This is a genomic window from Marinobacter sp. G5_S1_61_S3, from assembly GCF_054968585.1.
Map to the genome: position 1 here is coordinate 202,259 of NZ_JBQKUK010000002.1, position 22,586 is coordinate 224,844.

Sequence of the window (22,586 nt, forward strand, 5' to 3'; positions counted from 1 at the left end):
CCGATAGCGGATTACATTAACAGCTAGGGTACGAAGAACATCCGTTGCCGACCAGTTACGATCTTGTAAGAGGGTGTCGCCAATGGCGACGGTCACGACATACCCCGAACCAGCCTAGTCTCGACACCGTATAGCCCGCAAGGCAATATTCCACGTTCATCCAACCACCATAGCCCAGGCGGTCCAACGCTGCGAAAACATTCCGAAAGTTAATCTCACCCGCGCCGTGCTCCTGCATTTCACCTCGGCAAACAGCATGGAGACATTCATAGCGAGCCTGCTACTTGCGCTTGATGGCCGACGAAGAACCCAACAATGCCCCGTTGAGATGCTCCAGTTCCAGCAACAAACCACTGTGATCCACATCGCTGTGCCCGTTGGCGATCAGGCTTTGATACTCATTATGCACCTGCTGCGACAGCGGCAGGGTCAGACCCTCGGAACGGGCCTCATCCAGAATCATCCGCAGGTCCTTCAACTGAATCCGCGCCGGCGCACCGGGTGAAAAGTCCCGGTCAATCATCCGCTGCCCGTGCAACTCCAGAATCCGACTGCCCGCAAAACCGCCCATCAGCGCCTCCCGAACAGCGGCAGGATCAGCCCCACCCTTCGCTGCCAGCAACAACGCCTCTGACACCGCGCCAATGGTAATCCCCACGATCGCCTGATTCGCCAGCTTCGCCAGTTGCCCCGCCCCTACCGGACCAATGGGGGTGCATTTCCCCAGCACCTCAAAAACCGGCCGCACCCGCTCAACGTCTGCGCCAGAACCACCGGCCATAATACTCAGCGTTGCCTGCTCGGCGCCGACAGTGCCGCCGGACACAGGCGCATCCAAATACCCGGCCCCCTGCTCCTTAGCCAAGGCCGCATGGCGTCGCGCCAGCGACGGCTGAACCGAACTCATATCAATATAGACCGCCCCGGCCTTGAGCGCCGCGATACCGCGTTGGGCCACCATCACGTCATCCACCACATCGCCGTTCTCCAGCATGGTGATGACGATGTCGGCATCTCGAACCGCGTCTTCCGGTGTACCGGCAATGGTAGCTTCATCGGCAAAAGGCTCGCACTTACTCCCCGTCCGATTCCACAACGTCATTGGATAACCCGCATCCAACAAATTCCGAACCATGGGCGCACCCATGAGGCCAACACCAAGGAAGGCTATATGAAACCGATTTTCAGTCATTTGTTCTTACCCAAGGTTTGCTCTAAAAGAGTATACAAACAAAAACGCCACCAACCCCGCAAAGGGTGGTGGCGTTCTGACAAACCCCAAGTCAACTAAGGGTTAAGCCGCCTCTTCTTCCGTTGTCATATGCAGACGAATCTTCTTCATGGCGTTTTTCTCCAACTGACGAATACGCTCAGCGGAAACACCATATCGGTCAGCCAGCTCATGCAGTGTCGACTTGCTATCCGACAACCAGCGCTCACGAAGGATATCCTGGCTACGCTCATCCAACTGCCCCAGCGCCGCCATCAGACGACCATTGGAATCGTCCGTCCAGTCTGATTGCTCCAACTGCGTGGCCGGATTGCTGCGCTTGTCTTCCAGATAATACGCCGGCGCCTGATAAGCATTGTCGTCGTCATCATCCTGGGGGCCATCGAACGCCGTATCGTGGGAAGCCAGACGGCCTTCCATCTCCCGCACAACCTTGGGCTCAACCCCAAGATCACTGGCCACGGCATTAACCTCATCATGGCTCAACCACGCCAGACGCTTCTTCTGGCTGCGCAGGTTAAAGAACAACTTACGCTGCGCCTTGGTGGTCGCCACTTTCACGATGCGCCAGTTGCGCAGGATAAACTCGTGAATCTCGGCCTTGATCCAGTGCACTGCAAAGGACACCAGGCGAACACCGTATTCCGGATTGAAACGCTTGACCGCCTTCATCAGGCCTACGTTACCTTCCTGGATCAAATCTGCCTGGGACAGCCCATAACCCGCATAGCTGCGGGCAATGTGGATCACGAAGCGCAGATGCGAAAGAACCAACTCACGCGCGGCTTCCACATCACCATCGTAATGCAGTCGCTCGGCGAGCTTGCGCTCTTCCTCAACAGACAGTACCGGAATGCGGCTGGCCGCCTGGATATAGGACTCAAGGTTGGCACCCGGAACCAGTCTGTCGATGATCTGTAAACTCGTACCCATGTCTTATCCTCCGAACATGACGACCGATAAATATAGCAACTCTAATTCAGCCCGCCAAGCACTCTGCAAATAACCCAAATTTCCATCTAAACCGTTTCAAATCAACAAACTGGAAATCTGGCTGCCTTCGAATTCTATCTTCAAGCTACGCCGAAACCTGCATTGGCTTCAATACGGTATTTCCGAGATCGGAGATCATCCGCCGGCAATTTCCCCCGGCTCAATGTCATCCAGATGGCGCTTGACGGCAACCCAGGCGCCTAACCAGCCTAACAGCATGGCTGCAATTATCAACGCCAGCGCGCCATCGACGCTCAGCCCGCTCAGGGAAAACTCACTGCGGTACAACCCGGCTAGCCGCTCCACTGGGCCACTGAGCCACCAGAGCGACACCTGGAGCAGGATAAAGGCCACAATGCCACCGCCCAGGCCAAACCAGGCCCCCGTATAGAGGAACGGCCGGCGCACGAAAGCGTCGGTGCCACCCACCAACTTTGCCACCAGAATTTCGTCGCGGCGATTTTCAATCGCAAGGCGAACGGTATTGCCAATCACCAGCACCACGGCGGCCGCCAACAACAGCGCCAGCGCCCAGACGGCACGGCCCAACAGGTCGGTCATGGCGTTCAGACGCTGCAACCAGCCGAGATCCACCTGTACCCGGTCAACACCGTCCAGCCCTTCAATAACCTTCAGCAGCATTTCCACGCCGTCAGCGGTGCGGGAACCTTCACTGGGTGTGACCAGCAGAGTATGGGGAAGCGGGTTTCCGTCCAGGTAATCGAGGGCGTCTTCAAGGCCGGAAGAAGCGCGGAACTCTTCCAGCGCAGTCTCACGGTCGATCAGCTCGACTTCCGCCACCCGGCTGTCATCAGCCACCTCGGCTTTCAATGACCGGGCATCTTCAATAGAAACGGTGTCACTCAGATAGGCCGTCACCCTCGCCGAGCTTTCCCAGCCGGCACTGACGCCTTCCAGACTGGCCAGCAACAGCATAAGCGCCACTGGCAGCGCCAGCGCCACGCCCATCACCGTCCAGGTCATCATGCTCGCCACTGGTGAGTGCCAAAGACGCTGCGCGCTGTCCCGGGCCACCTTACGATGATGATTCAGGTAACTTTCGGCCTGCTGGCGCCAGGGAGAACGGGCACTTCTGGCGCCCCGGGCAGGCTGCCGTCGGGGATCGTTAGCCATGAAGCCCCCCTTTTGCGCCAACGCCTGTCACCAGCCGACCATGATCGAGAGTCAACGTACGGCGACCAAGATCGTTAATCAGTGCAATGTCGTGGGTAGCAATCAACACTGTGACCCCGACCTGACTGAATTCCGCAAACAGCCGCATGATATCGGCAGACAATTCCGGGTCCAGGTTACCGGTGGGCTCATCCGCCAACAGTACCGGGGGCTTGTTCACCACGGCACGGGCAATGCCCACCCGCTGCTGCTCACCCCCGGATAGCTGCATCGGGTTCATCTTTTCCTTGCTCAACAACCCCACCTTGTCCAGAGCGGCCCGCACGCGGCGACCGATATCCCGGGCCGGGGTGCCCATCACCTCCAAAGGCATGGCGACGTTGTCGAACACGGTGCGATCAAACAATAACTGGTGATTCTGGAACACCACACCGATGTGTCGGCGGATGTACGGCACCTGACGGCGCGGCAGGGTATTGAGCACCTGCCCGCCCACAATCACCTCGCCGGCGCTGGGGCGCTCCATCACCATAATCAGCTTTAGCAGCGTACTTTTGCCAGCACCGGAATGCCCCGTAAGAAACGCCAACTCACCACGCTCCAGGCCGAAATTGACCTGACGCAACGCGGTATGGTCGCTGTCATAACGTTTGGTGACCTGGCGGAACTCGATCATTGAAGGTTACTTATCCGGGCTTTCATCAAACAGCGCATCCACAAAGGTGCGGGCATCGAAGCTGCGCAGGTCGTCTACCTGCTCCCCCACACCAATGTAACGGATGGGTAGCTGCAACTGCCGGGCGATGGCAAACACAATACCACCCTTGGCCGTGCCGTCCAGCTTGGTCAGGGTAATGCCGCTGACCCCCACCGCCTGCTGGAACACTTGGGCCTGACTCAAAGCATTCTGGCCGGTGCCGGCGTCCAGAACCAGCATGACTTCGTGGGGTGCGGACTCATCCAGCTTCTTCATGACCCGCACAACCTTCTCCAGCTCGCTCATCAGGTTGTCTTTGTTCTGAAGGCGGCCGGCGGTGTCCGCAATCACCACATCCACACCACGGGACTGCGCAGACTGAACAGCATCAAAGATGACGGATGCGCTGTCGGCGCCGGTATGCTGGGCCACGACGGGAACGTCATTACGCTCGCCCCACACCTGCAACTGCTCAACCGCCGCGGCACGGAAGGTATCCCCCGCCGCCAGCATCACCGACTTGCCGTCCCGCTGAAAAAGCTTGGTGAGCTTACCGATCGTAGTGGTTTTACCAACACCGTTCACACCCACCATCAGGATGACGTAGGGCTTTTTGCCCGCATCAATTTCCAGGGGCTTTGTCACATCCGCCAGCAGGCCATGGAGCTCATCCCTCAGGGCCTTGCGCAGGGCTTCGCCGTCCTTGAGCTGGTTGCGCTCCAGTTTGTCAGTCAGCGACTCAATGATTTCCGACGTGGCAGTCACACCCACATCCGCCATCAGCAGCGTGGTCTCGATTTCCTCGAGCAGGTCCTCGTCCACCTTCTTGCCGATGGAAAACAGATCCGCAAAACCACCGGTCAGATTGGCACGGGTTTTACCCAACCCATTGCGAATACGCTCGAAAACACTGACCTGAGGTGCTTCCGGCTCTGGTTCAGGCTCCGGCGTTGTCGGGGTTTCAGCGGGCGCTTCCTCATCAGCAGGCTTTTCAGGTGCTTCCGCGACCGGCGCGCTATCGGGCTCGGACTTAGGCTCCGCCTTCTCCTCCGACCCGGATTTCGGGGTAGCACCTTCCGGAGCCTCCGGCTTCTTCTGGGGCACCGGCTTTGGCCGGGGTACACGCTGACGGTTTGCCGCCACATCCAGAACAAACACAAGGACAAGAAGGGCCAGAAGGCCGATAGCAATCCACTCTGCCGTCATAGTCATACCATTGATCGTCGATTCGCGGGATACAAGAAAGGCGGTATTCTAGCAGACTGACCGGCCTAAGTGATGGCCGCAGGTGACTCGCCCCATAAACCTTCGTAACATGGCGCAACCTGCACCGGCAGGCGCACCAAACCATGCTCGAGAGGCCTCATCCCCATGGCGCGCACCCAGAAACCCAGTCCAGCCAGCAACGGCGGCGAACTCCGCATCATCGGCGGCGATTGGCGCAGCCGCAAACTGCGCTTCCCCGAAGCCGGCGGCGTACGCCCTACACCGGCACGCACCCGCGAAACCCTCTTTAACTGGCTGACGCACCACCTGCCCGGTAGCCGCTGCCTCGACCTCTTCGCCGGCTCCGGCGCCCTGGGTCTTGAAGCTCTCTCCCGAGGCGCTGGCCCAACCACCTTCGTCGATCACACGCCCGCACTCGCCCAGGCCCTGAGAAGCAACCTGCGCCTACTAAAATCGGAAAACGGAGAAGTGGCCTGCCAGGCTGTCGACACCTACCTGGCCCAGCCACCGGCCAAACCCGTCGACATCCTGTTCATGGACCCACCCTTCAGACAGGGCTGGCTGGAAAAACTGTTCCCGATGATTGCGGACAATGGTTGGGTAAAACCCGGGGGCTGGATCTACGCAGAACACGAAAGCGACATGCCAACGCCCTCAGCGCCAGCCAACTGGACCCTGCACAGACAAAAAACAGCAGGCCAGGTGACCTACTGTTTATTCAGAGTGAAGGAATCAGCAGACTAAAAGGGCGATCACGGCGAAGGCCGAAGAGAATAAGCCCGCAAATGCGCCGCAAAGTCCTCAAGGTAGCGAATACCGCTGGCCTCCGCCTCCCGGCACCACTCCATCAGCGCATGCAACTTCTCCTGCGGCTTCAAACCACGGCGACGCCACAACTCCTGCAACTCATTACTCTTCTCATAAATCTGCCGCAGCACCGCATTGCTCTCCAGAGCAATTTCCAGGTGCTCCTTCTCCTTCGGCTTGATCAGAGTCACCTCACGGGACAGCAACCGCTTCAGACTGCGATAACGCGGACGAATCTCCTCATCCATCACCGCCTTCTGCTGACGCAACACCGGCTCCATCACCCGCTTACGATACTGACGCATAATATCGAACCGGCTGTTGGTAATGGCCTGAACCGTCTCGACATCCACTTCCTGCTTACCAGGTACATAATGTGCGATCGGCTTGAAGCCCTTGGGATTCGCCAACCGGAAGAACTGGAACAGACGAATATAGCCCCAGCCAATATCCACTTCATACCAGCGGCGGGACAGCTTGGAGGAATTGGGGTAGGTGTGGTGATTATTGTGCAGCTCTTCGCCGCCAATCAGGATGCCCCAGGGCGAAATGTTGCGGGCATTATCGCTGCACTCGAAATTGCGATACCCCATAAAGTGCCCGATGCCATTGACCACGCCAGCCGCCCAGACCGGAATCCACATCATCTGAACCGCCCAGATCCAGATACCGTGAACACCGAACAGCAGCAGATCAATCACCGCCATCAGTTGAATGCCCAGCAGTTTATAGCGGCTATACACGTTGTTCTCTACCCAGTCTTCCGGGGTGCGCTGGCCATAACGCTCCAGAGTTTCTGGCGTACCGGCCTCGTCGTACAGTTCGGCACCTTCAAGCAGCACCTTGCGGATACCCAGGACCACCGGGCTGTGAGGGTCTTCCTCGGTTTCGCACTTGGCGTGATGTTTACGGTGAATCGCCGTCCACTGCTTGGTGTTCTGGGCCGTGGTCAGCCACAGCCAGAAGCGGAAAAAATGCGCCAGCACCGGATGAAGATCCAGCGAGTTGTGGGCAGAATGACGATGCAGGTAAAGCGTAACGCTGATAATTGTGATGTGGGTAAGCCCCAGCGCAACCAGAATCAGCTGCATCACCGAAAGGTCCAGAAGACCGTTGTACCACATAGAGTTTTCCTCGTTCGAAATCCGGGTCCGGCACTGCCCGACAAACCGTATTGAGCCACTTTAGCGTACAGTTGTTAGCCCGAACAACCGCATTTGGATGCGAATTTGTTACCGATTACACTTATCCGTTACCGCCCGTGCCGCTGGAGTATATCCCTTTGCCTGAATTGCCCGAAGTAGAAACCACCCGACGCGGCATCGCCCCCTATTGTGAAAACCGGACCATCACTCAGGTAACCGTGCGCGACGGGCGCCTGCGCTGGCCCGTGCCGGGCAACCTCGCGGAACTGATCGAAGGTTCGGTGATCCACACCGTGGACCGGCGGGCCAAATACCTGCTGATTGGCGTAAGCTCGGCCACCGTTGCCGGAACATTGATCGTGCACCTGGGCATGTCCGGCAGCCTGCGGGTGATCACCGATCAGAGTGAGCCCCTACTTCATGACCACGTGGAACTGACACTCGACAACGGCATTCGCCTGCGCTTCAACGACCCCCGCCGCTTTGGTTGCTGGCTCTGGTCCGAAACACCGGACCAGCATCCACTGATCGCCAGCCTGGGGCCGGAACCCCTGGCACCGGACTTCAACGGGCGCCTGCTCTATCGACTCTCGCGGGGCAAGAAGACACCGGTAAAGTCCTTCATCATGGACAACCATGTGGTGGTGGGCGTGGGCAACATCTATGCAAACGAAGCCCTGTTCAAGGCCGGCATCCACCCCCGTCGCGCCGCCGGCCGCATCAGCCTGGACCGTTACAACCGCCTGGTGGAAGCCATCCGCGAAACCCTCAGTGCGGCCATTCTCATGGGTGGAACCACCCTGCGGGACTTTGTGAACAGCGACGGCAAACCGGGCTATTTTGCCCAGTCGCTGCTGGTGTATGGCCGCAATGGCGAGTCCTGCCGCGAGTGCGGCCATCCGCTGAAGGAAATCCGGATGAACCAGCGCTCGACGGTTTACTGCGGAAAATGCCAGCGCTGAACGGCGACCAGACAACTAATGAAACAGAAAAATCGTTTGAAAATACGCAAATATGATTCATAGTTAACAGAGTATCCATAATCGTAAGCTACACTGTGCGGTATATGTATCGTCAGCCATCCAAGGCAGGGCGACCATCGGCCAGATCAGAACGCCGACAAGCTAAGGTAAGCTCAGGAGAAACAAGAAATGACCGGTAAGATTTCCCACATCGTTATTACAGCCGTAGCGGTTTGCCTGCTGGCTTTTTCCTCCGTCGGCCACGCTCAAGCCATCGACGAAGAGCCTACAGCACTGGCAATGACAGGCGATGCGCTGTTTGTTCGCCCGGCCCTGTTTGCCACCACCATCGTGGGAAGCGTGGTTTACCTGGTATCCCTGCCGTTCTCCGCACTGGGCGGTAACGCAGCGGAAGCCGGCGAAGTCCTGGTTGTTGGCCCGGCCAAAGCCACCTTTGTTCGCTGCCTCGGTTGTACTCGCACCGGCAGGAAACAACAGCCCATTGAACAAAGCGGTAACTGATCCGTAAAAACCCGCCTTGCCAATTTGCGCATTCTTCGGCAGCCTGACGTTTAACCAACTTCAGGCTGTTTTTGTTTATGGTGAACTGGCACTCCCTTGAGACGGTGTTCCTGGATATGGACGGAACACTGCTCGACCTGCATTTCGACAACCATTTCTGGCTCGAGCACCTGCCCAGGCGTTACGCCGAGTACAACAATCTCAGCCCGGAAGAAGCCCGTGACACTATCATTCCGATGATCATGGCCGAACGTGGTTCTTTGAACTGGTACTGCACCGACTACTGGAGCGACCGGCTGGACATGGACATCACCGGGCTCAAGGCCGAAGTGGGCGAACGCATTGGCTACCGCCCGCATGTGACGGATTTTCTCGATGCCGTCCGTGATACCGGTTTGCGCTCCGTGATTGTCACCAACTGCCATCCGGACCCGCTCAGTTTGAAGCTTCAGCGCACCGGCCTGGACAGCCGGGTGGACAACATCATCTCGAGCCACCAGCTGGGCAAACCCAAGGAAGATCCCGCCTTCTGGCAGGACCTCGCCGGGCTGGAAGCCTATCAGGCCGCCGCAACATTGATGGTGGACGACAGCTTCCCGGTACTGGAAAGCGCCCGCACCGCTGGCATCGCCCAGTGCCTTGCCATTCTGGCACCAGACAGCAGGCAGCCCGCCCGCGACCGGCACCCCGACATCCCCTCGATTCATCATTTTGATGAAATCCTGCCGGCACTGCGTCAGCGCCAACCCCTGCCATCCGGCCAGTGAGCCAGCTATACTATGCGTATACGCTCATCAGGTGAGGAGACATGACGGCAACCACCACTGACGACACCCGCGTAAGACTCGACAAATGGCTGTGGGCAGCACGCTTCTACAAAACCCGCAACCTCGCCAAGCAAGCCATCGAAGGGGGCAAGGTTCACTACAACAGCCAGCGAACCAAACCCGGAAAACTGGTGGAGCCCGGCGCCAAAGTGACCCTGCGGCTGGGCTGGCAGGAATGCATTGTGGTGGTGGACGACATCAGTGACCGGCGCCGGGGCGCCCCCGAAGCCCAGAAGCTCTATCACGAAACCGACGACAGCGTGAAACGCCGGGAAGAACTCTCGTGGCAGCGCAAAACCATGCAGGCGGCGCAGCTACCCCCGGCCAGACGGCCTTCCAAGAAAGACCGACGGGATATACAACGCTTCCGGGAACAGAACGGGCTCTAGCATTCCTGTTTCCCGCTCCAAAGATTACCGTTTCCGACTTTAACGCTCAGGAGAAATACCAATGGCATCCCGGGACCAGTTCCAGCGATTTATTTTTGAAGACAGCCAGGTCCGGGGAGCCTGGGTGAAATTGAACGACAGCTACAGTGAAATTGGCAACCAGGCTCCCTACCCCGCGTCCGTGCGGCGCATGCTGGGGGAATCCCTGGTGGCCAGCGTGCTGATGAGCAGCACCCTCAAGTTTGAAGGCACCCTATCCCTGCAAGCCCAGGGCGACGGCCCGCTGCGCACACTGATGGCGGAGTGCAGCCATGATCGTTTCATCCGCGGCCTGGCCCGCTACGACGAACACGCCGTGACCGAGGACTCCCTGAACGCGCTGCTGGGCGAGGGCCGCATGGCCATCACCATCTCCCCGGACAAAGGCCAGCGTTACCAGGGCGTGGTGCCCCGGGAAGAGGAAAGCCTGGCCGGCTGCCTGGAAGAATACTTCGAACGCTCCGAGCAGATCCCCACCAGCTTCTTCCTGTTTGCCGATGAAAACTGCAGCGCCGGCCTGATGCTGCAGAAACTGCCCGGCGACACCGAACAGGACTCCGACCTGTGGGATCGCCTTAACCACCTGGCCAGCACTGTGGAAGCCGAAGAACTACTGACCCTGGACAGCGAAACCGTGCTCCATCGCCTGTTCAACGAAGAAACTGTGCGCCTGTTCGATGCCGAGCCCGTCGCCTTCCGCTGCAGCTGCTCGCGGGAGCGAACGCTGGGCGCTCTGGAATCCATCGGCAAGGAGGAGTGCTACAGTATCCTCGACGAGCAGGGGTCCATCGAAATGGACTGCCAGTTCTGTCACCAACACTATCGCTTCGATAGAAATGATATTGATCACCTTTTCACCGGCCATACGTTACACTGAACACCCGGCTGAACGGCCCGGAAGCCAGTCGTAGAGCGGTTTCCGGGGCAGTCGTTTTTTACCGGCGTCTCTGGCATAATAGCGCGCCTGAATTGACCCGATTGCTCAGATTTCCGTCAATTTTTAGGGGGGACGGCCTGAGTAATCACGATCACATCCCGAGGGCGAGGTCGAAGTGAGTAACACTTATAATGATCTGAGTGCAGCACAACTGGTTGAGCTGGCACTGGAAAGACGCGAAGGCCAACTGGCCGCAAATGGTTCTCTGGTGGTCAAAACCGGTGAACGTACAGGCCGGTCCCCGAAAGACCGCTACATCGTCGAAGAGCCCAGTACCTCTGACGATATCCATTGGGGCCCCATCAACCGCCCGTTCGATGCGGACAAGTTTGATGCCCTCTGGGATCGCGTTGAAGCCTACATCGCCGAGAAAGACAGCTTTGTAAGCCAGGTACACGTTGGCTCCGACCCGGAACACTACCTGCCAGTGCGCATGACCACCGAAACCGCCTGGCAGAACCTCTTCGGCCAGAACCTGTTTATTCGCCCTGACAGCTTCAACCCGGCCGACAAGCAGGAGTGGCAGATCCTCAACGCCGCCAATTTTGAGTGCGTGCCCGAGCGCGATGGCACCAACAGCAACGGCTGTGTGATCATCAACTTTGCCAAGCGCAAGGTACTGCTGGCAGGCATGCACTACGCCGGCGAAATGAAAAAGGCGATGTTCTCCGTACAGAACTTCCTGCTGCCGGAAAAAGACGTGCTGCCCATGCACTGCTCCGCCAACGTTGGTGAAGACGGCGAAACCTGCCTGTTCTTTGGCCTCTCCGGCACCGGCAAGACCACCCTCTCCGCCGACCCTGATCGCTTCCTGATCGGCGACGACGAGCATGGCTGGGGCCCCGGCACCGTCTTCAACATTGAAGGCGGCTGCTACGCCAAGTGCATCGACCTGAGCCAGAAGAACGAACCCATTATCTGGGACGCCATCCGCTTCGGTGCTATCGTTGAGAACGTCACCATCGACCCGGAGACCCGCGAACCGGACTACACCGACGTCTCCCTCACCGAAAACTCCCGCTGCGCCTACCCGCTGGAGCACGTTGAGAAGCGCGTTATTGAGAACCGCGCCGGCGAGCCGTCACACATCGTCTTCCTGACCTGTGACATGACTGGCGTACTGCCGCCCGTGTCCATCCTCAGCAAGGAAGCCGCGGCCTACCACTTCCTCAGTGGCTACACCGCGCTGGTGGGCTCCACCGAAATGGGCTCTTCTTCCAAGCTGAAAGCCACTTTCTCCACCTGCTTCGGCGCGCCGTTTTTCCCGCGCCCGGCCGGCGTCTACGCCGAACTGCTGATGAAGCGCATGGATGAGTTTGGCAGCAAGGTCTTCCTGGTGAACACTGGATGGACCGGCGGCCCCTACGGCGTGGGCGAGCGTTTCAGTATCCCCACCACCCGCGGCATCATCGCCGCCATCCAGAATGGCGACCTGGACGATACCGAGACCGAACACCTGCCCACTCTGAACGTGGACGTGCCGGTCGACGTACCAGGCGTGGACAACAACCTGCTGAACCCGCGCAACACCTGGGCCAGCAAGGAGGACTACGATGCCAAGGCCGCCGAGCTGATTGGCCAGTTCGTGGAAAACTTCAAGAAGTTTGATGTTTCCGACGCCATTGTGGAGGCCGGGCCGAAAGCGTAAGCTCGCCTTTACTGAGAAAGCGCCCTGCTCTATGAGCACGGCGCTTTTTTTGTGACCAGACAACCAGCCTGCTTTTTATGTGGCGAAACCGCCATGTTCGAGAACGGCTTGCAGTTATTGGGCTTGTCCCATTGAGCGCATGCTTACTGGCCGTATTCGTATACTTCCACAGTAATCCCGCCCACATAGCAGTTTATGTTGGTTTTTTTCTGGCTTGCGTTGTTTATCCCATATTCTGTCGTGGCCTATTTGTTCCTTACCCGGAAACGCCGGGCGGCAAATAGCGAGTGGAGCCGCATGTGCTTTATTCACCACCTAACCAATCGCAGCAGTATGCGGCCTACGACCGCCGGGCACCGCAGTGCTCAGTGTTATAAGGGAAGCGATGAAGTATCGGGTCTCTGAAGATTATCTCAAGAAGAGAAAGCGAACGCCTATATTTTGTGCGCTCTGAGGGGCGTCGTCGGATCAATTTTCCTCTTCAGTGCGGAGCTGCCTTTGTGCGTCGGTGCAGCAATAGTGGTGGGCACTTTTGTTCTTGACCAGCGAGGGAGTTCAATTTTCTCCATCGTTACTGAGAGGAATAAGGGGCAAAAAGAGAGGCTGCTCATGACAATTCCTCCTATGCTCTAATCATAGGCTAGGAGTGTCTAGTGGACCGGAGTAAGTCCAGGGACGCCACTGTCGTGTCATGTGTATTGGGGGAAGTCCATACAGTCAATATAGGTTTTTTTGGCACAAACCCGCGTTTGGTACTAAGTTAGTGAGTGTTCGTTAACTTTGGAGAGTGCATAGATGAGTGGTCCGGGGCGATCTCTGTCAGTAACACTATTGAACGGTTCAAAACTACTCTCTGTTTTTATGCTACTGGCTACTTTGTTGTTAGTCGGTTGCGGTGGTGGTAGTAAAGGCGAAGACCCAATCACCAGTAACGTATGTACCTTGGGGGCTTCAACGATTGGTGACTGTGTACTGGGGTCTCAGTAACCATTAAACATCCTAAAAGGATACGAGAGTGAAAAATTTTTCAAGAGCGCTCTGTTCGAAAGCAATGGTTCCATGTCTATTCCTGTTCACTACGTTGCCGCTGCAAGCGGCAGACGTAGCCAGCGATTTTAATGATGGAGATACGTTGACCGCTGAGAAATTGACCGAGATAAAGGACGCCGTGAACAGTAAGCAAAATGCCGTTGCCGGGAGCTGCTCGGCGGGTGAGTCCATTCGCGCCATCAGTGTTGATGGGACAGTAACCTGTGAAACCATTCCAATCAGTGGGGTCGATGGTGTGAACTTGGCTAATAGTGTCAATATTACCTCGACAACCGCAGTAAGTTTGGCGACGTTGACCATTGCCGAAACCGGAACCTTTGATGTAGCGCTCAATGCCCACGCTAGCGTTGAAATTAGAGGAAGTACCGTTTTACGGCTGAAGCTGGAGATTCGTCAGTCTACGTGCACTGGAACGTTGCTAGGGGAAGCTATGTGGAGGCCTGGTGGTTCGGCATCCAACGACTCATTCTTGACTCAGACTCAGGCGTTAACTGGCTTTCAGGCGGACGTGTCAGGCCCGGTAACCTATGCATTCTGTGGACGAAAATTTGAGTCGGGTTTTCCGGATACTCTGGTATTTTATCGAGGGTTTAATCTCAGTTACTCCAATTGATTCACTGAAAAGGACCACCCTAAGGGCTAACAGAGCCGCCACTATAGTGCTCATCGCATGCCAAAGAGCCGGGTGCTCCGTGAAGAGTATTTTCCGGGAAGAGCACTTAAGTCAGCAGTTCAGCGAACCCAAGCCCAAGGGTTCGCTGGTAACCACAGTTGCACTTCCCCCACTTCAATAAACACGCATCGATAACTCCACCATTCCGGGACTACGGCCCTCCACCGGACGTTCAAGTAGGGCGCCGCATATCATTGGCGTTAACCAGCAACCATAAGCAAAGTTTTGGTGGTTCAAGCGAGGCGTTAATAACGCTTATAATCTAGCGTTCACTTCAGAGGGAAATATTTTGAGATCTACGTTCATACTATTGCCAATCGCGCTATTGCTGGCAGGCTGCTCTGATCCTGTGCTTTGGCAAGAAGCAGAGGCCGACTCGACCGGGACCGGCACGCGAATTACCAAAATTGAGTTCGTTCGAGAAACGTGTCATCTCCTGACATTTAACATCGGTTACTTTAACGATGGATCTCGGCCCGGCTATCTCAAAGCGGGAATAAATGCTGGGGTTGAAGATGGGTACTGGCCAATGATACCAGAGCTCAAAGAGGGGCATAACGTTGTTGAGGTACAGGCAGGCATTCAAAGGAAGGCTAGACCCCAGAACAGTTCTGAGGTGGCGGTTTCAATTACGCATATAAACGACAATGCCTGGCAGGGCTATGTGGACAAGCGAACTGTTGAGTATCAGAAAGAATGGGATCACGACTGTCGTTGATGTGCCACGCTAACGGTTGAATGCAAAAGTCTACGAAGGCTTCGCCTACCTTTGAGCAAACGAAGCCCCTGGTATCTCAGTTAGTTGCCAGGCACCCCACTCAACCGTTCCTGCAACGGCCCCACCACCGCATCCAGAAATTGCCGCACTCGCGGTGACAGCAAACGGCTGTGCGGAAACACGAACTGCACCGGCAACGCCGGGGCATTGTATTCCGCCAACACGGGTACCAAAGTGCCGCGCTTAAAATCCTCCTGCGCCTGGTAGCCCAACACCCGGCATATGCCCAGGCCATCCCGGGCGGCGGCGAGTTCGGTGTCAATCTGGTTGGCGCTGACTACGGGATGAATGCGCTGCTCCCACAGCTCTCCCTCTACCTGAAATTGCCACACCTCGCCGGCAGGCGTGAACCCCACGGTCGGCCAGTCTGATAGCTGCTCGGGATGACTGGGCAGGCCGCGCTGTTCGATGAGCTCAGGGCTCGCACAGAGTACATAGGGCGTACTGCCGACCTGTCTCGCCACCAGTGAGCTGTCAGCCAGGTGACCAATGCGCAGGGCCAGATCAAAACCTTCCTCGATCACATCGACGATGCGGTCGAGCAGGATCAGTTCCGCGCTCATGGCGGGGTTCTGTTTCAGCCATTGGTTCAGTAATGGTGCGATGTGCAGACGGCCAAACGTTACAGGCGCAGTGATCGTCAGCTTGCCAGCAGGGTCGGCGCGCCGGCTATCGAGTTGGAACTCTGCGGTCTGGATGTCCGCCAGAATACGGCGGCAGTGATCGAGGTATTCGCGCCCCTCATCAGTAAGCGCGATACGGCGGGTGCTGCGATTGAGCAAGCGAACACCAAGGTGCTGCTCCAGACTGGCGAGGGTTCGCACGACAGCGGCCGGGGATCGGTCCAGTTTGTCGGCGGCTGCGGAGAGGCTCCCCTGATCCACAATGGCGACAAAGGTACTCATGGCTTTGAGTTTGTCCATCGGCAGGCACCGTCGCAGCGTGTGGCAGGGATTTGTGCAAAAACCTGAATAATCCTAACAGGTGGATGGCATTTATTGAATCCGCGTGAAGGCGTCTACTGATGGCACAACGTCATTCATTCGGAGTCTGCCATGAAACAACCCCAGCCGATTCGCCAGTACGATCACGTCGGTATCCGGGTCAGCGACCGCCAACAGGCCGTGACCTTCTATGAACAACTCGGGTTTCAGGAGGTACGCCGCTTCGACAAGTACGAAGCCAATGAAATGGAAACGCCAGACGGCGTGCGCATCAACCTGATCTTCAACGCTACGCGATTGCCTCACGGCCGGAACGTGTTGCTGGATGAGCCGGTCAAGCTACCCGGTGTGACCCATCCCGCCTTTGTGGTCGACGATCTTTACGCACTGAAAGACTGGCTTGATCAGGCAGGCATTGCCATTACCGAAGGCATTCACCGCCTCGGGCCTCGCCGGATCACCTTGTTTATCCGTGATCCCGACAGGAATGTACTGGAGTTCAATCAGTTACTGCCTGAATCAGTGCCTGCCAACACACCCACCAGCAACAACCATTAACGCTCAGGAAGCACATGCCATGAAACTATACAATCTGGAATTGTCCGGGAACTGCTACAAAGTTCGTCTGTTTGCTGCATTAGCAGGCATTGATCTGGAACTGGAACCGGTGGATCTCCCGGGTGGCGATCACAAACAATCACCGTTTATCGCACTCAATCCCTGGGGCCAGGTGCCGGTATTGGCCGATGATGGCGTTGTTCTGCGCGACTCTCAGGCGATTCTGGTGTACCTGGCTCGCCAATACGGCGGCAACCAGTGGTGGCCAGACGGCGCAGCACAGCAGGGCGAAGTCATACAGTGGCTGTCGACCGCCGCCAACGAGATTCACGCTGGCCCGAACGCCGCCCGTTTGATCGACAAGTTCGGGTACCCGTTGGACAAGGCGCGCGCACTGGAAGTCAGTGCTAAAGTTCTTCCGTTGATCGAGAAACATCTCAGCGAACATCCATGGCTGGCACTGGGTCGCCCCACCATCGCTGACTGTGCTGTGTTTCCTTATGTCGCAACGGGCTGGGAAGGTGGCGTAACGCTCGAGCGATACCCAGCCGTTCAGGCCTGGATCGCCCGTATAAAGTCACTGCCTGGATATATCGGGATGCCCGGAATTAAATAAGGCGCGAGACTCCACGGCGATAACAATTATCGCTATGCTTTGATCTGGGTGGTAGAACAATGCAATCTACGCAGATCCAGGCACTTAAATCGTCCTGTCTTGGAATGGAGTCTGTACATGCAGCCAAAAGACGTCGTGGAGCAGTTCATCGCCGATACCCGTGCTCATCGCTTTGATGAGGCAAAAGCGTGGCTGGTTGCCGACGGGTTTGAATATGTGGGGCCGAACATGCGCTTCCTCAGCCCGGATGACATGCTGTCCTATCAGTTCGGGATGGCGGCCATCCAGAAGGACCTTGTGCTCCGACAGCTCAGTGCCGATGGAGAGCACGTGTTCGCGGTTCTGGATTACCGAACTAACTTCGAACCAATTGGAGATGTGCGACTGGCCGTCTGGTTCCGCGTACGCAACGATAAGATCCAGACGGTTGAAGCTTTCTACAACGCAGCCGTGGTTGAAAACATGCTGGGAGGCAACCTGCCTTCGGCCAATTGAAAATGGTAGCTGCATCAAAGCAGCCTTCTAGGGACGGTAAAAATCATGCACAGGATTCTGATGGCGTGTTTCGTGTTATCGATAGCTGGATGCAGCAACAAGGCCGTTTACGACAACATCCAGCACAACAACCGACAGGAATGTAATACGGTTCCGCCGGCTCAGTACGAAGAGTGTATGGCGCGCTCCAACAAATCGTACGATGAGTACGAGAGGGAACGGGAAGCCGTCGTCGAGGGAGATTAGGGACATGAGAGAAACCGGAAAGATCAACTATGTTGAACTCCCTTCGCGGGATCTTGACGTCACGAAACGGTTCTTTGCCAGCGCGTTTGGCTGGTCGTTTGTAGACTACGGGCCGGAATACGTTGCTATTGAGAACGCCGGGCTGGACGGTGGCTTCTTCAAATCGGATAAGGTCGCCACCACCAGCAACGGTAGTGCCCTGGTTGTCCTCTACAGCACGGACCTTGAAGCCACCCTCGACAAAGTGACGTCCTCGGGCGGTGCCATCGTGCAGGACATTTTTTCATTTCCGGGCGGTCGCCGTTTTCATTTCTCGGACCCCAATGGCAATGAATATGCCGTTTGGTCTGAGCCCGCTGGCTAATCCGGTAACTTTGCGATCACTTTGATTTCGAAATCGAAGCCGTAAAGCCACGTCACCCCGACAGCCGTCAATGTCGGGTGCGGTGCGCTTCCCCAGTAGTCAGGCACTACGTCCCAGATCCTCTCGAATTTCGATTCGGGATCGACGATGAACACCGTCACATCAATGACATCATCGAAAGTGCAATCTGCGGCCGCGAGGATCGCATTCAGGTTGTCGAAGGCAAGCCGTACCTGACTTTCCAGATCCGGTTCAGGGGAGCCATCTTCTCGGCTTCCAACCTGCCCAGATACGAACAACAAGCCATTGGAACGAATGGCCGGTGAATAACGGTTGCGCTCATAAAGCGCCTGACGGCCGGTTGGAAAAACAACGTCACGCTTTGCCATGGGACTCTCCTTCAGTGAGTAAGGCCGACCCGATATGGGCGTGGAGGAAACTTTATAAGTCCCTGACTGGCGGATAAACGGTGAATCCTGTTCATCACTGTTTGTATAATCCAAATAATTCGCTGGCACCAGGAACAGATATGGACCGTTTTAACGCGATGCAGGCCTTCGCCCGGGTAGTGGAGACTGGCAGCTTCACCAAGGCCGCCGAGACACTACATATGAGCAAGACCAGCGTGACGCAACTGGTCCAGCAACTGGAGGCGCGCCTGCGCGTCAGGTTGCTCAACCGAACCACACGCAAAGTCAATGTTACCGCCGACGGCGCCGCCTACTACGAGCGTGTTGTAAAGCTTCTGGCCGATATGGACGATGCCGACACCAGCCTTTCTAATGCCTCGGCATTGCCCCGGGGCCGTCTCCGGGTGGACATTCCCAGCCCCTTGGCCCGCATGATCGTCGTGCCGGCATTGCCCGAATTCCATGCTCGGTACCCCGACATCCAACTCGACATGGGTGTGAGCGACCGCATGGTGGACCTGATTGATGATGGCGTGGATTGCGTGGTTCGCGGTGGTGAGTTAACGAACCTGTCATTGATGGCACGTCGTGTGGGCGACCTCAGCCTCGGTGTGTATGCGGCGCCCGGTTATCTGGAAAGCGCGGGCGTCCCTTCGCATCCACAGGAACTGGCTGCTCCGGAACATCGTATCGTGGGATTTACATGGGCTCGCGCCGGCAAAGCACTTCCCTACGCGATGCACCACAACGGGGAAAGCGTCACAGTGCATGGCCGCTATGTGATCGCGGTGGATGATGGCAATGCTTATCTTGCGGCTGGCGTGGCCGGCCTTGGCGTGCTTTGGCTTCCGGACTATATGGCTCGGGAACACTTGGCACGTGGCGAGCTTGTGCGCCTCTTCGATGACTGGCGACTGGACCCCATGCCGATGTATGTGGCCTTTCCGCCAAACCGTCACGTCAGCGCCAAATTGCGCGTGTTCATTGATTGGATCGTGGATCTTATGGCACAGCATGCCCCTGTCATTGACCAGCGGGGGGCGTGAGCGCTAACTTTGACGCACCGCCGTGAATATGAGAGGAATCAACATGCCAGGGAAGACATCGCTCAGACACAGGGTATTCACTTCGTTCGCCTTATTCATGCTCCCCGGTCTGGCCCTCGCCGGCCAGCCCACGCCTTCAGACTATCTCGATAGCCAACCTTTGCTTCTGGAAATCCGCTACTGTGAATGCCAGGCTACCGAACCTGATGGCGACCCAGCCGATGTGTTGCCGGAGTTTCTGGATGATTCGAGGGTTCTGCGGGTGGGAGCAGTCACAACCGAACACAGTAACTTTGTTGCGTCGCGGGAGCTGTCCATGGGATATGAGATCAGCCCGGTGGAAAAGCCCTCTGGTTCATTCCAGCTCACCTATGCCAGTGAATACACAACCCGTGATGGCAACCTCGCGGGCCAGGGGACGCTGGTACTGGAAGCAGGCCAATGGTTAAGTCTTTTCGAATCCCATCACCAAACTAAAGCCGGGGCGAAGCATGCCGGTGTTGCGATTCGGCTGGTGGATCAAAGCTCCTCCCAATAGCCCAATAGAGAGAAAAGCAGTCGATGATACGAATTCCTTTTCCCCAGGCACCGGACTACCCGGCAGTTGAACCTGGTTTCAATGGGCCAAAGGTGGCGGCGATTCACGGCCTTATGGGCCATGACCTTATGCGGAAACACCTGCTTCGCATGATGAAGGAGTCCGGTTACCTCGACACAACGATGTACAGCCATATGCATCCCACGAAAGCCATCGCGGACGATTTAAGCGAAGCAGCTGGCGCCAACCGCAGGATAGCCATCGTCGGCTATAGTCAGGGCGGTTTCGAGGCGATCAAGGTGGCACGTGAACTCGCCCGGCGTGACATCACAGTCGACCTGGTTGTGACCATTGCGGCAGGCGGCCTGGGCCGAACGTTGCCGGCCCAATGGGGATTCAACCCCCGCAAGGCGCCGGCCAACGTCTCCAGGTGCCTTAATTTTTTCTCAGAGGGCGACCGGCTTGGGTCCGATCAAAAGCCTGAGCGCAACCTGATGAAAGCCAGCCAATCAGGCCAGTACGTTGAGAATATTGTCTTCCCGAAGGACGAACACATATCCCACATTCGATTGGTCATTTGCTACCCGGAATCGCGAGTGCATCCTACCGTCAGGGCCCGGTTGCTGGATCCGCTGCAAAATGAACTGGCGTCGTTGACCCGCCAGCATCATGTTTCCGGCAATGCTGAACGCGCCTCGAAGTAATCCGCCGATTTTACCTCTTCGTTCATGCTGGCGAGCCCCAGCTTTCGAAGCTCTGAGGTTTCCATCGCTTTTTTCATCAGCATCCGGCTATTACGCCCGGAGTTGGGGAACACGCTCTGCCCGACTCGAAGTTCAAGTGTAACGCCACTTTCTGTTTCCGTCGGAAGATTCCGAAGGCGCTGATACAGGTCTTTGTGTTTGTCGTCTGCGGGGTTTGTCACGAGCAACACGAACGCACTGGTTGAATGGCGTGCCAGGTAGGTTCCTTCATCGACGGCTGTCCTCACGGTTCTGGCCAGGGCGGCTATTGCGTCTTCAGCTTGGTTGTCGGGAATCTCCCGATGGTTGGCAACCTCCAGGTAGAGCACAGCGAACTCGTGTTTGTCGGTTTCACTCCTTGCCAGTTCCTTGACCAGATGATTCGCCAGGCTGGCCCGGTTGGGCAGTCCTGTGGTCGAATCGTACAGTGCTTTGCGCTCGACACGCCGGGATTCCTCCAGCGCCTGGATTTCAGCGTTCCGGCGCTGCTTGACGTCATTGGCGGAGGCAAAAAGAGCGACCAGGATCAATACGCCACTGAACAGGGCCAGCGGGGCACCCAGCCAATCACCCGATAGCAGATTGTCTGCAGCGGGCATGGCGTTTTCAGGATAGATCATGGCAGCCATGCCCGTGTAGTGCATTCCACAGATAGCCACGCCCATGGCCAGGGCGGCGCCGAGCTGGAGGGCGGTTCCTTTGAGGCCTTGTACTGACTGCAAGCGGCGGCAAATGAACATGGCCACACCCGAGGCCCCGACCGCAATGACAACGGAAGCACTGAACAGAACCGGGTCGTAGCGCATCCCCGGCTCCATCTCCATGGCCGCCATGCCGACGTAATGCATGGACGTAATACCGCCGCCCATGAACAGGCTGCCGATAACGATCTGCAGCGGGCCCGCGCGGTCCTTGCCGATGATATGCAGGGCCAGTCCCGAAGCACCCACAGCGGCAACCCAGGAAATCAGGGTAATGGTGAGGTCGTAGCTCATTTCCATCGGCATCACATAGGCCTGCATGCCTACGAAATGCATGACCCAGACCCCGGTTCCCATCGTCAGAGCCCCGAGCGCCAGCCATAGCCTGGCTTTTGCCTGTTCGAGCGTTGCAAGCTGTGCGCCGAAGTAGAGCGCGCTGTACGATGCCAGTACCGCAACCACAAAGGAGGCGGCCACCAGGGTGTAATCGTAATATCCCGTCATTCTGAAACCCGTTTTTCTGGATGAACACTGTTCACGACCGGTTTCGCCAATGGCCAAACTGCCGTGAAATGAGAAATTCATCAGAGATACGGGGCTCTTGCGCTACCGTTTCATCGACAATGTGAATTTTCGTGAAATGTCTAACGGGGACAGCGGATTACCACTGCTCCCGGTCCTCCGCACTTTCCTCAGCTTCTACCTCGGCCTTGCGTTCCTGGATCTTTTTCATCTTTTCGTCAGAGATCTTCATACTGTTGGCGCTGTCCCGCAGCACGAAGAGGCTGCCGACCACCAGGGCCAGCGCGACTATGACAAAAACCCATCCGATAAGTGGCATGGCTTGGCTCCTTCATTGAACCCAT

The 22,586-nt window shown here is 56.9% G+C and carries 26 protein-coding genes; 16 read left to right on the forward strand and 10 right to left on the reverse strand.

The annotated features are described in order from the left end of the window. Nucleotides 1–280: 280 nt before the first annotated feature. From ACTRWH_RS02410 to ftsY, 5 genes are all read right to left on the reverse strand, one after another. Nucleotides 281–1,192: an NAD(P)-dependent oxidoreductase gene (locus ACTRWH_RS02410; protein ID WP_085678556.1), complete on the reverse strand. Its 912-nt coding sequence runs from the start codon at nt 1,190–1,192 to the stop codon at nt 281–283. A 102-nt stretch (nt 1,193–1,294) separates the two neighbouring features. Next, nucleotides 1,295–2,164 carry an RNA polymerase sigma factor RpoH gene (gene rpoH / locus ACTRWH_RS02415; protein WP_041333049.1) on the reverse strand — a complete coding sequence of 290 codons (870 nt, stop codon included), beginning with the start codon at nt 2,162–2,164 and terminating at the stop codon, nt 1,295–1,297. A gap of 195 nt (nt 2,165–2,359) precedes the next feature. Next, nucleotides 2,360–3,358 (reverse strand): permease-like cell division protein FtsX, encoded by a 999-nt coding sequence (ftsX, locus tag ACTRWH_RS02420; RefSeq protein ID WP_091643187.1) that lies wholly within the window; start codon nt 3,356–3,358, stop codon nt 2,360–2,362. Further along, a complete protein-coding gene (gene ftsE, locus ACTRWH_RS02425; RefSeq protein ID WP_007155690.1) occupies nt 3,351–4,034 on the reverse strand; it encodes a cell division ATP-binding protein FtsE in 684 nt (227 codons plus the stop codon). The genes ftsX and ftsE overlap by 8 nt, the downstream gene beginning before the upstream one ends. 6 nt (nt 4,035–4,040) lie before the next feature. After that, on the reverse strand, nt 4,041–5,261 hold the full coding sequence (gene ftsY, locus ACTRWH_RS02430; protein ID WP_228210169.1) for a signal recognition particle-docking protein FtsY: 1,221 nt from the start codon (nt 5,259–5,261) through the stop codon (nt 4,041–4,043). A gap of 165 nt (nt 5,262–5,426) precedes the next feature. Here ftsY and rsmD point away from each other — a divergent pair, with 165 nt between their 5' ends. Next, nucleotides 5,427–6,026, forward strand: a complete 600-nt coding sequence (rsmD, locus tag ACTRWH_RS02435) for a 16S rRNA (guanine(966)-N(2))-methyltransferase RsmD (protein ID WP_228210005.1) — start codon at nt 5,427–5,429, stop codon at nt 6,024–6,026. A gap of 8 nt (nt 6,027–6,034) precedes the next feature. Here rsmD and ACTRWH_RS02440 read toward each other — a convergent pair whose 3' ends face one another. Beyond that, a complete protein-coding gene (locus ACTRWH_RS02440; RefSeq protein ID WP_041333040.1) occupies nt 6,035–7,213 on the reverse strand; it encodes a DesA family fatty acid desaturase in 1,179 nt (392 codons plus the stop codon). 158 nt (nt 7,214–7,371) lie between these two features. On the opposite strand from ACTRWH_RS02440, the gene mutM reads away from it, so the two are divergent. The 7 genes from mutM to ACTRWH_RS02475 all read left to right on the forward strand — a co-directional run bounded on the left by mutM (nt 7,372) and on the right by ACTRWH_RS02475 (nt 14,221). Then, nucleotides 7,372–8,196, forward strand: coding sequence for a bifunctional DNA-formamidopyrimidine glycosylase/DNA-(apurinic or apyrimidinic site) lyase (gene mutM, locus ACTRWH_RS02445; protein ID WP_085678550.1), 825 nt, complete (start codon nt 7,372–7,374; stop codon nt 8,194–8,196). Between the two features lie 189 nt (nt 8,197–8,385). After that, nucleotides 8,386–8,718, forward strand: coding sequence for a hypothetical protein (locus ACTRWH_RS02450; RefSeq protein ID WP_036211301.1), 333 nt, complete (start codon nt 8,386–8,388; stop codon nt 8,716–8,718). Between the two features lie 77 nt (nt 8,719–8,795). Continuing rightward, nucleotides 8,796–9,485 carry a GMP/IMP nucleotidase gene (gene yrfG, locus ACTRWH_RS02455; protein WP_036211304.1) on the forward strand — a complete coding sequence of 230 codons (690 nt, stop codon included), beginning with the start codon at nt 8,796–8,798 and terminating at the stop codon, nt 9,483–9,485. A gap of 41 nt (nt 9,486–9,526) precedes the next feature. Beyond that, nucleotides 9,527–9,934 carry a ribosome-associated heat shock protein Hsp15 gene (gene hslR / locus ACTRWH_RS02460; protein ID WP_036211307.1) on the forward strand — a complete coding sequence of 136 codons (408 nt, stop codon included), beginning with the start codon at nt 9,527–9,529 and terminating at the stop codon, nt 9,932–9,934. 61 nt (nt 9,935–9,995) lie between these two features. Beyond that, nucleotides 9,996–10,850 (forward strand): Hsp33 family molecular chaperone HslO, encoded by an 855-nt coding sequence (gene hslO, locus ACTRWH_RS02465; RefSeq protein ID WP_036211310.1) that lies wholly within the window; start codon nt 9,996–9,998, stop codon nt 10,848–10,850. Between the two features lie 175 nt (nt 10,851–11,025). Further along, nucleotides 11,026–12,558, forward strand: coding sequence for a phosphoenolpyruvate carboxykinase (locus ACTRWH_RS02470; protein ID WP_462825829.1), 1,533 nt, complete (start codon nt 11,026–11,028; stop codon nt 12,556–12,558). Nucleotides 12,559–13,573: 1,015 nt separating this feature from the next. Then, complete coding sequence (locus ACTRWH_RS02475; protein ID WP_462825830.1) at nt 13,574–14,221, forward strand: hypothetical protein; 648 nt, start codon at nt 13,574–13,576, stop codon at nt 14,219–14,221. Nucleotides 14,222–15,079: 858 nt separating this feature from the next. Here the strand turns inward: ACTRWH_RS02475 and ACTRWH_RS02480 are convergent. After that, nucleotides 15,080–15,982 carry a LysR substrate-binding domain-containing protein gene (locus tag ACTRWH_RS02480; RefSeq protein ID WP_462825831.1) on the reverse strand — a complete coding sequence of 301 codons (903 nt, stop codon included), beginning with the start codon at nt 15,980–15,982 and terminating at the stop codon, nt 15,080–15,082. A gap of 132 nt (nt 15,983–16,114) precedes the next feature. On the opposite strand from ACTRWH_RS02480, the gene ACTRWH_RS02485 reads away from it, so the two are divergent. The 5 genes from ACTRWH_RS02485 to ACTRWH_RS02505 all read left to right on the forward strand — a co-directional run bounded on the left by ACTRWH_RS02485 (nt 16,115) and on the right by ACTRWH_RS02505 (nt 18,282). After that, the gene (locus ACTRWH_RS02485; RefSeq protein WP_462825832.1) at nt 16,115–16,561 is read left to right on the forward strand and encodes a VOC family protein; all 447 of its coding nucleotides are present in this window, start codon (nt 16,115–16,117) and stop codon (nt 16,559–16,561) included. Nucleotides 16,562–16,580: 19 nt separating this feature from the next. Then, a complete protein-coding gene (locus tag ACTRWH_RS02490; protein ID WP_462825833.1) occupies nt 16,581–17,177 on the forward strand; it encodes a glutathione S-transferase N-terminal domain-containing protein in 597 nt (198 codons plus the stop codon). Nucleotides 17,178–17,294: 117 nt separating this feature from the next. Continuing rightward, nucleotides 17,295–17,672 (forward strand): nuclear transport factor 2 family protein, encoded by a 378-nt coding sequence (locus tag ACTRWH_RS02495; protein WP_462825834.1) that lies wholly within the window; start codon nt 17,295–17,297, stop codon nt 17,670–17,672. A 45-nt stretch (nt 17,673–17,717) separates the two neighbouring features. Beyond that, complete coding sequence (locus tag ACTRWH_RS02500; RefSeq protein ID WP_462825835.1) at nt 17,718–17,918, forward strand: hypothetical protein; 201 nt, start codon at nt 17,718–17,720, stop codon at nt 17,916–17,918. Nucleotides 17,919–17,922: 4 nt separating this feature from the next. After that, entirely contained in the window at nt 17,923–18,282 is a 360-nt protein-coding gene (locus ACTRWH_RS02505; RefSeq protein ID WP_085678538.1) for a VOC family protein, read from the forward strand. Here the strand turns inward: ACTRWH_RS02505 and ACTRWH_RS02510 are convergent. Next, the gene (locus tag ACTRWH_RS02510) at nt 18,279–18,671 is read right to left on the reverse strand and encodes a Rid family hydrolase (protein ID WP_462825836.1); all 393 of its coding nucleotides are present in this window, start codon (nt 18,669–18,671) and stop codon (nt 18,279–18,281) included. The genes ACTRWH_RS02505 and ACTRWH_RS02510 overlap by 4 nt on opposite strands. Nucleotides 18,672–18,811: 140 nt before the next feature. Here ACTRWH_RS02510 and ACTRWH_RS02515 point away from each other — a divergent pair, with 140 nt between their 5' ends. Genes ACTRWH_RS02515 through ACTRWH_RS02525 form a run of 3 tightly spaced genes read left to right on the forward strand, consistent with a single transcriptional unit; the run spans nt 18,812 to nt 20,980 of the window. After that, the gene (locus ACTRWH_RS02515) at nt 18,812–19,738 is read left to right on the forward strand and encodes a LysR family transcriptional regulator (RefSeq protein WP_041333018.1); all 927 of its coding nucleotides are present in this window, start codon (nt 18,812–18,814) and stop codon (nt 19,736–19,738) included. Between the two features lie 43 nt (nt 19,739–19,781). Beyond that, nucleotides 19,782–20,276: a hypothetical protein gene (locus tag ACTRWH_RS02520; protein ID WP_434049835.1), complete on the forward strand. Its 495-nt coding sequence runs from the start codon at nt 19,782–19,784 to the stop codon at nt 20,274–20,276. A 23-nt stretch (nt 20,277–20,299) separates the two neighbouring features. Further along, a complete protein-coding gene (locus tag ACTRWH_RS02525) occupies nt 20,300–20,980 on the forward strand; it encodes a lipase family protein (protein WP_462825838.1) in 681 nt (226 codons plus the stop codon). Here the strand turns inward: ACTRWH_RS02525 and ACTRWH_RS02530 are convergent. Both ACTRWH_RS02530 and ACTRWH_RS02535 read right to left on the reverse strand, forming a co-directional pair. Next, nucleotides 20,944–22,224, reverse strand: a complete 1,281-nt coding sequence (locus ACTRWH_RS02530) for an MHYT domain-containing protein (protein WP_213479739.1) — start codon at nt 22,222–22,224, stop codon at nt 20,944–20,946. The genes ACTRWH_RS02525 and ACTRWH_RS02530 overlap by 37 nt on opposite strands. Before the next feature lie 157 nt (nt 22,225–22,381). Next, complete coding sequence (locus tag ACTRWH_RS02535; protein WP_036211340.1) at nt 22,382–22,561, reverse strand: DUF2897 family protein; 180 nt, start codon at nt 22,559–22,561, stop codon at nt 22,382–22,384. Between the last annotated feature and the right edge of the window lie 25 nt (nt 22,562–22,586).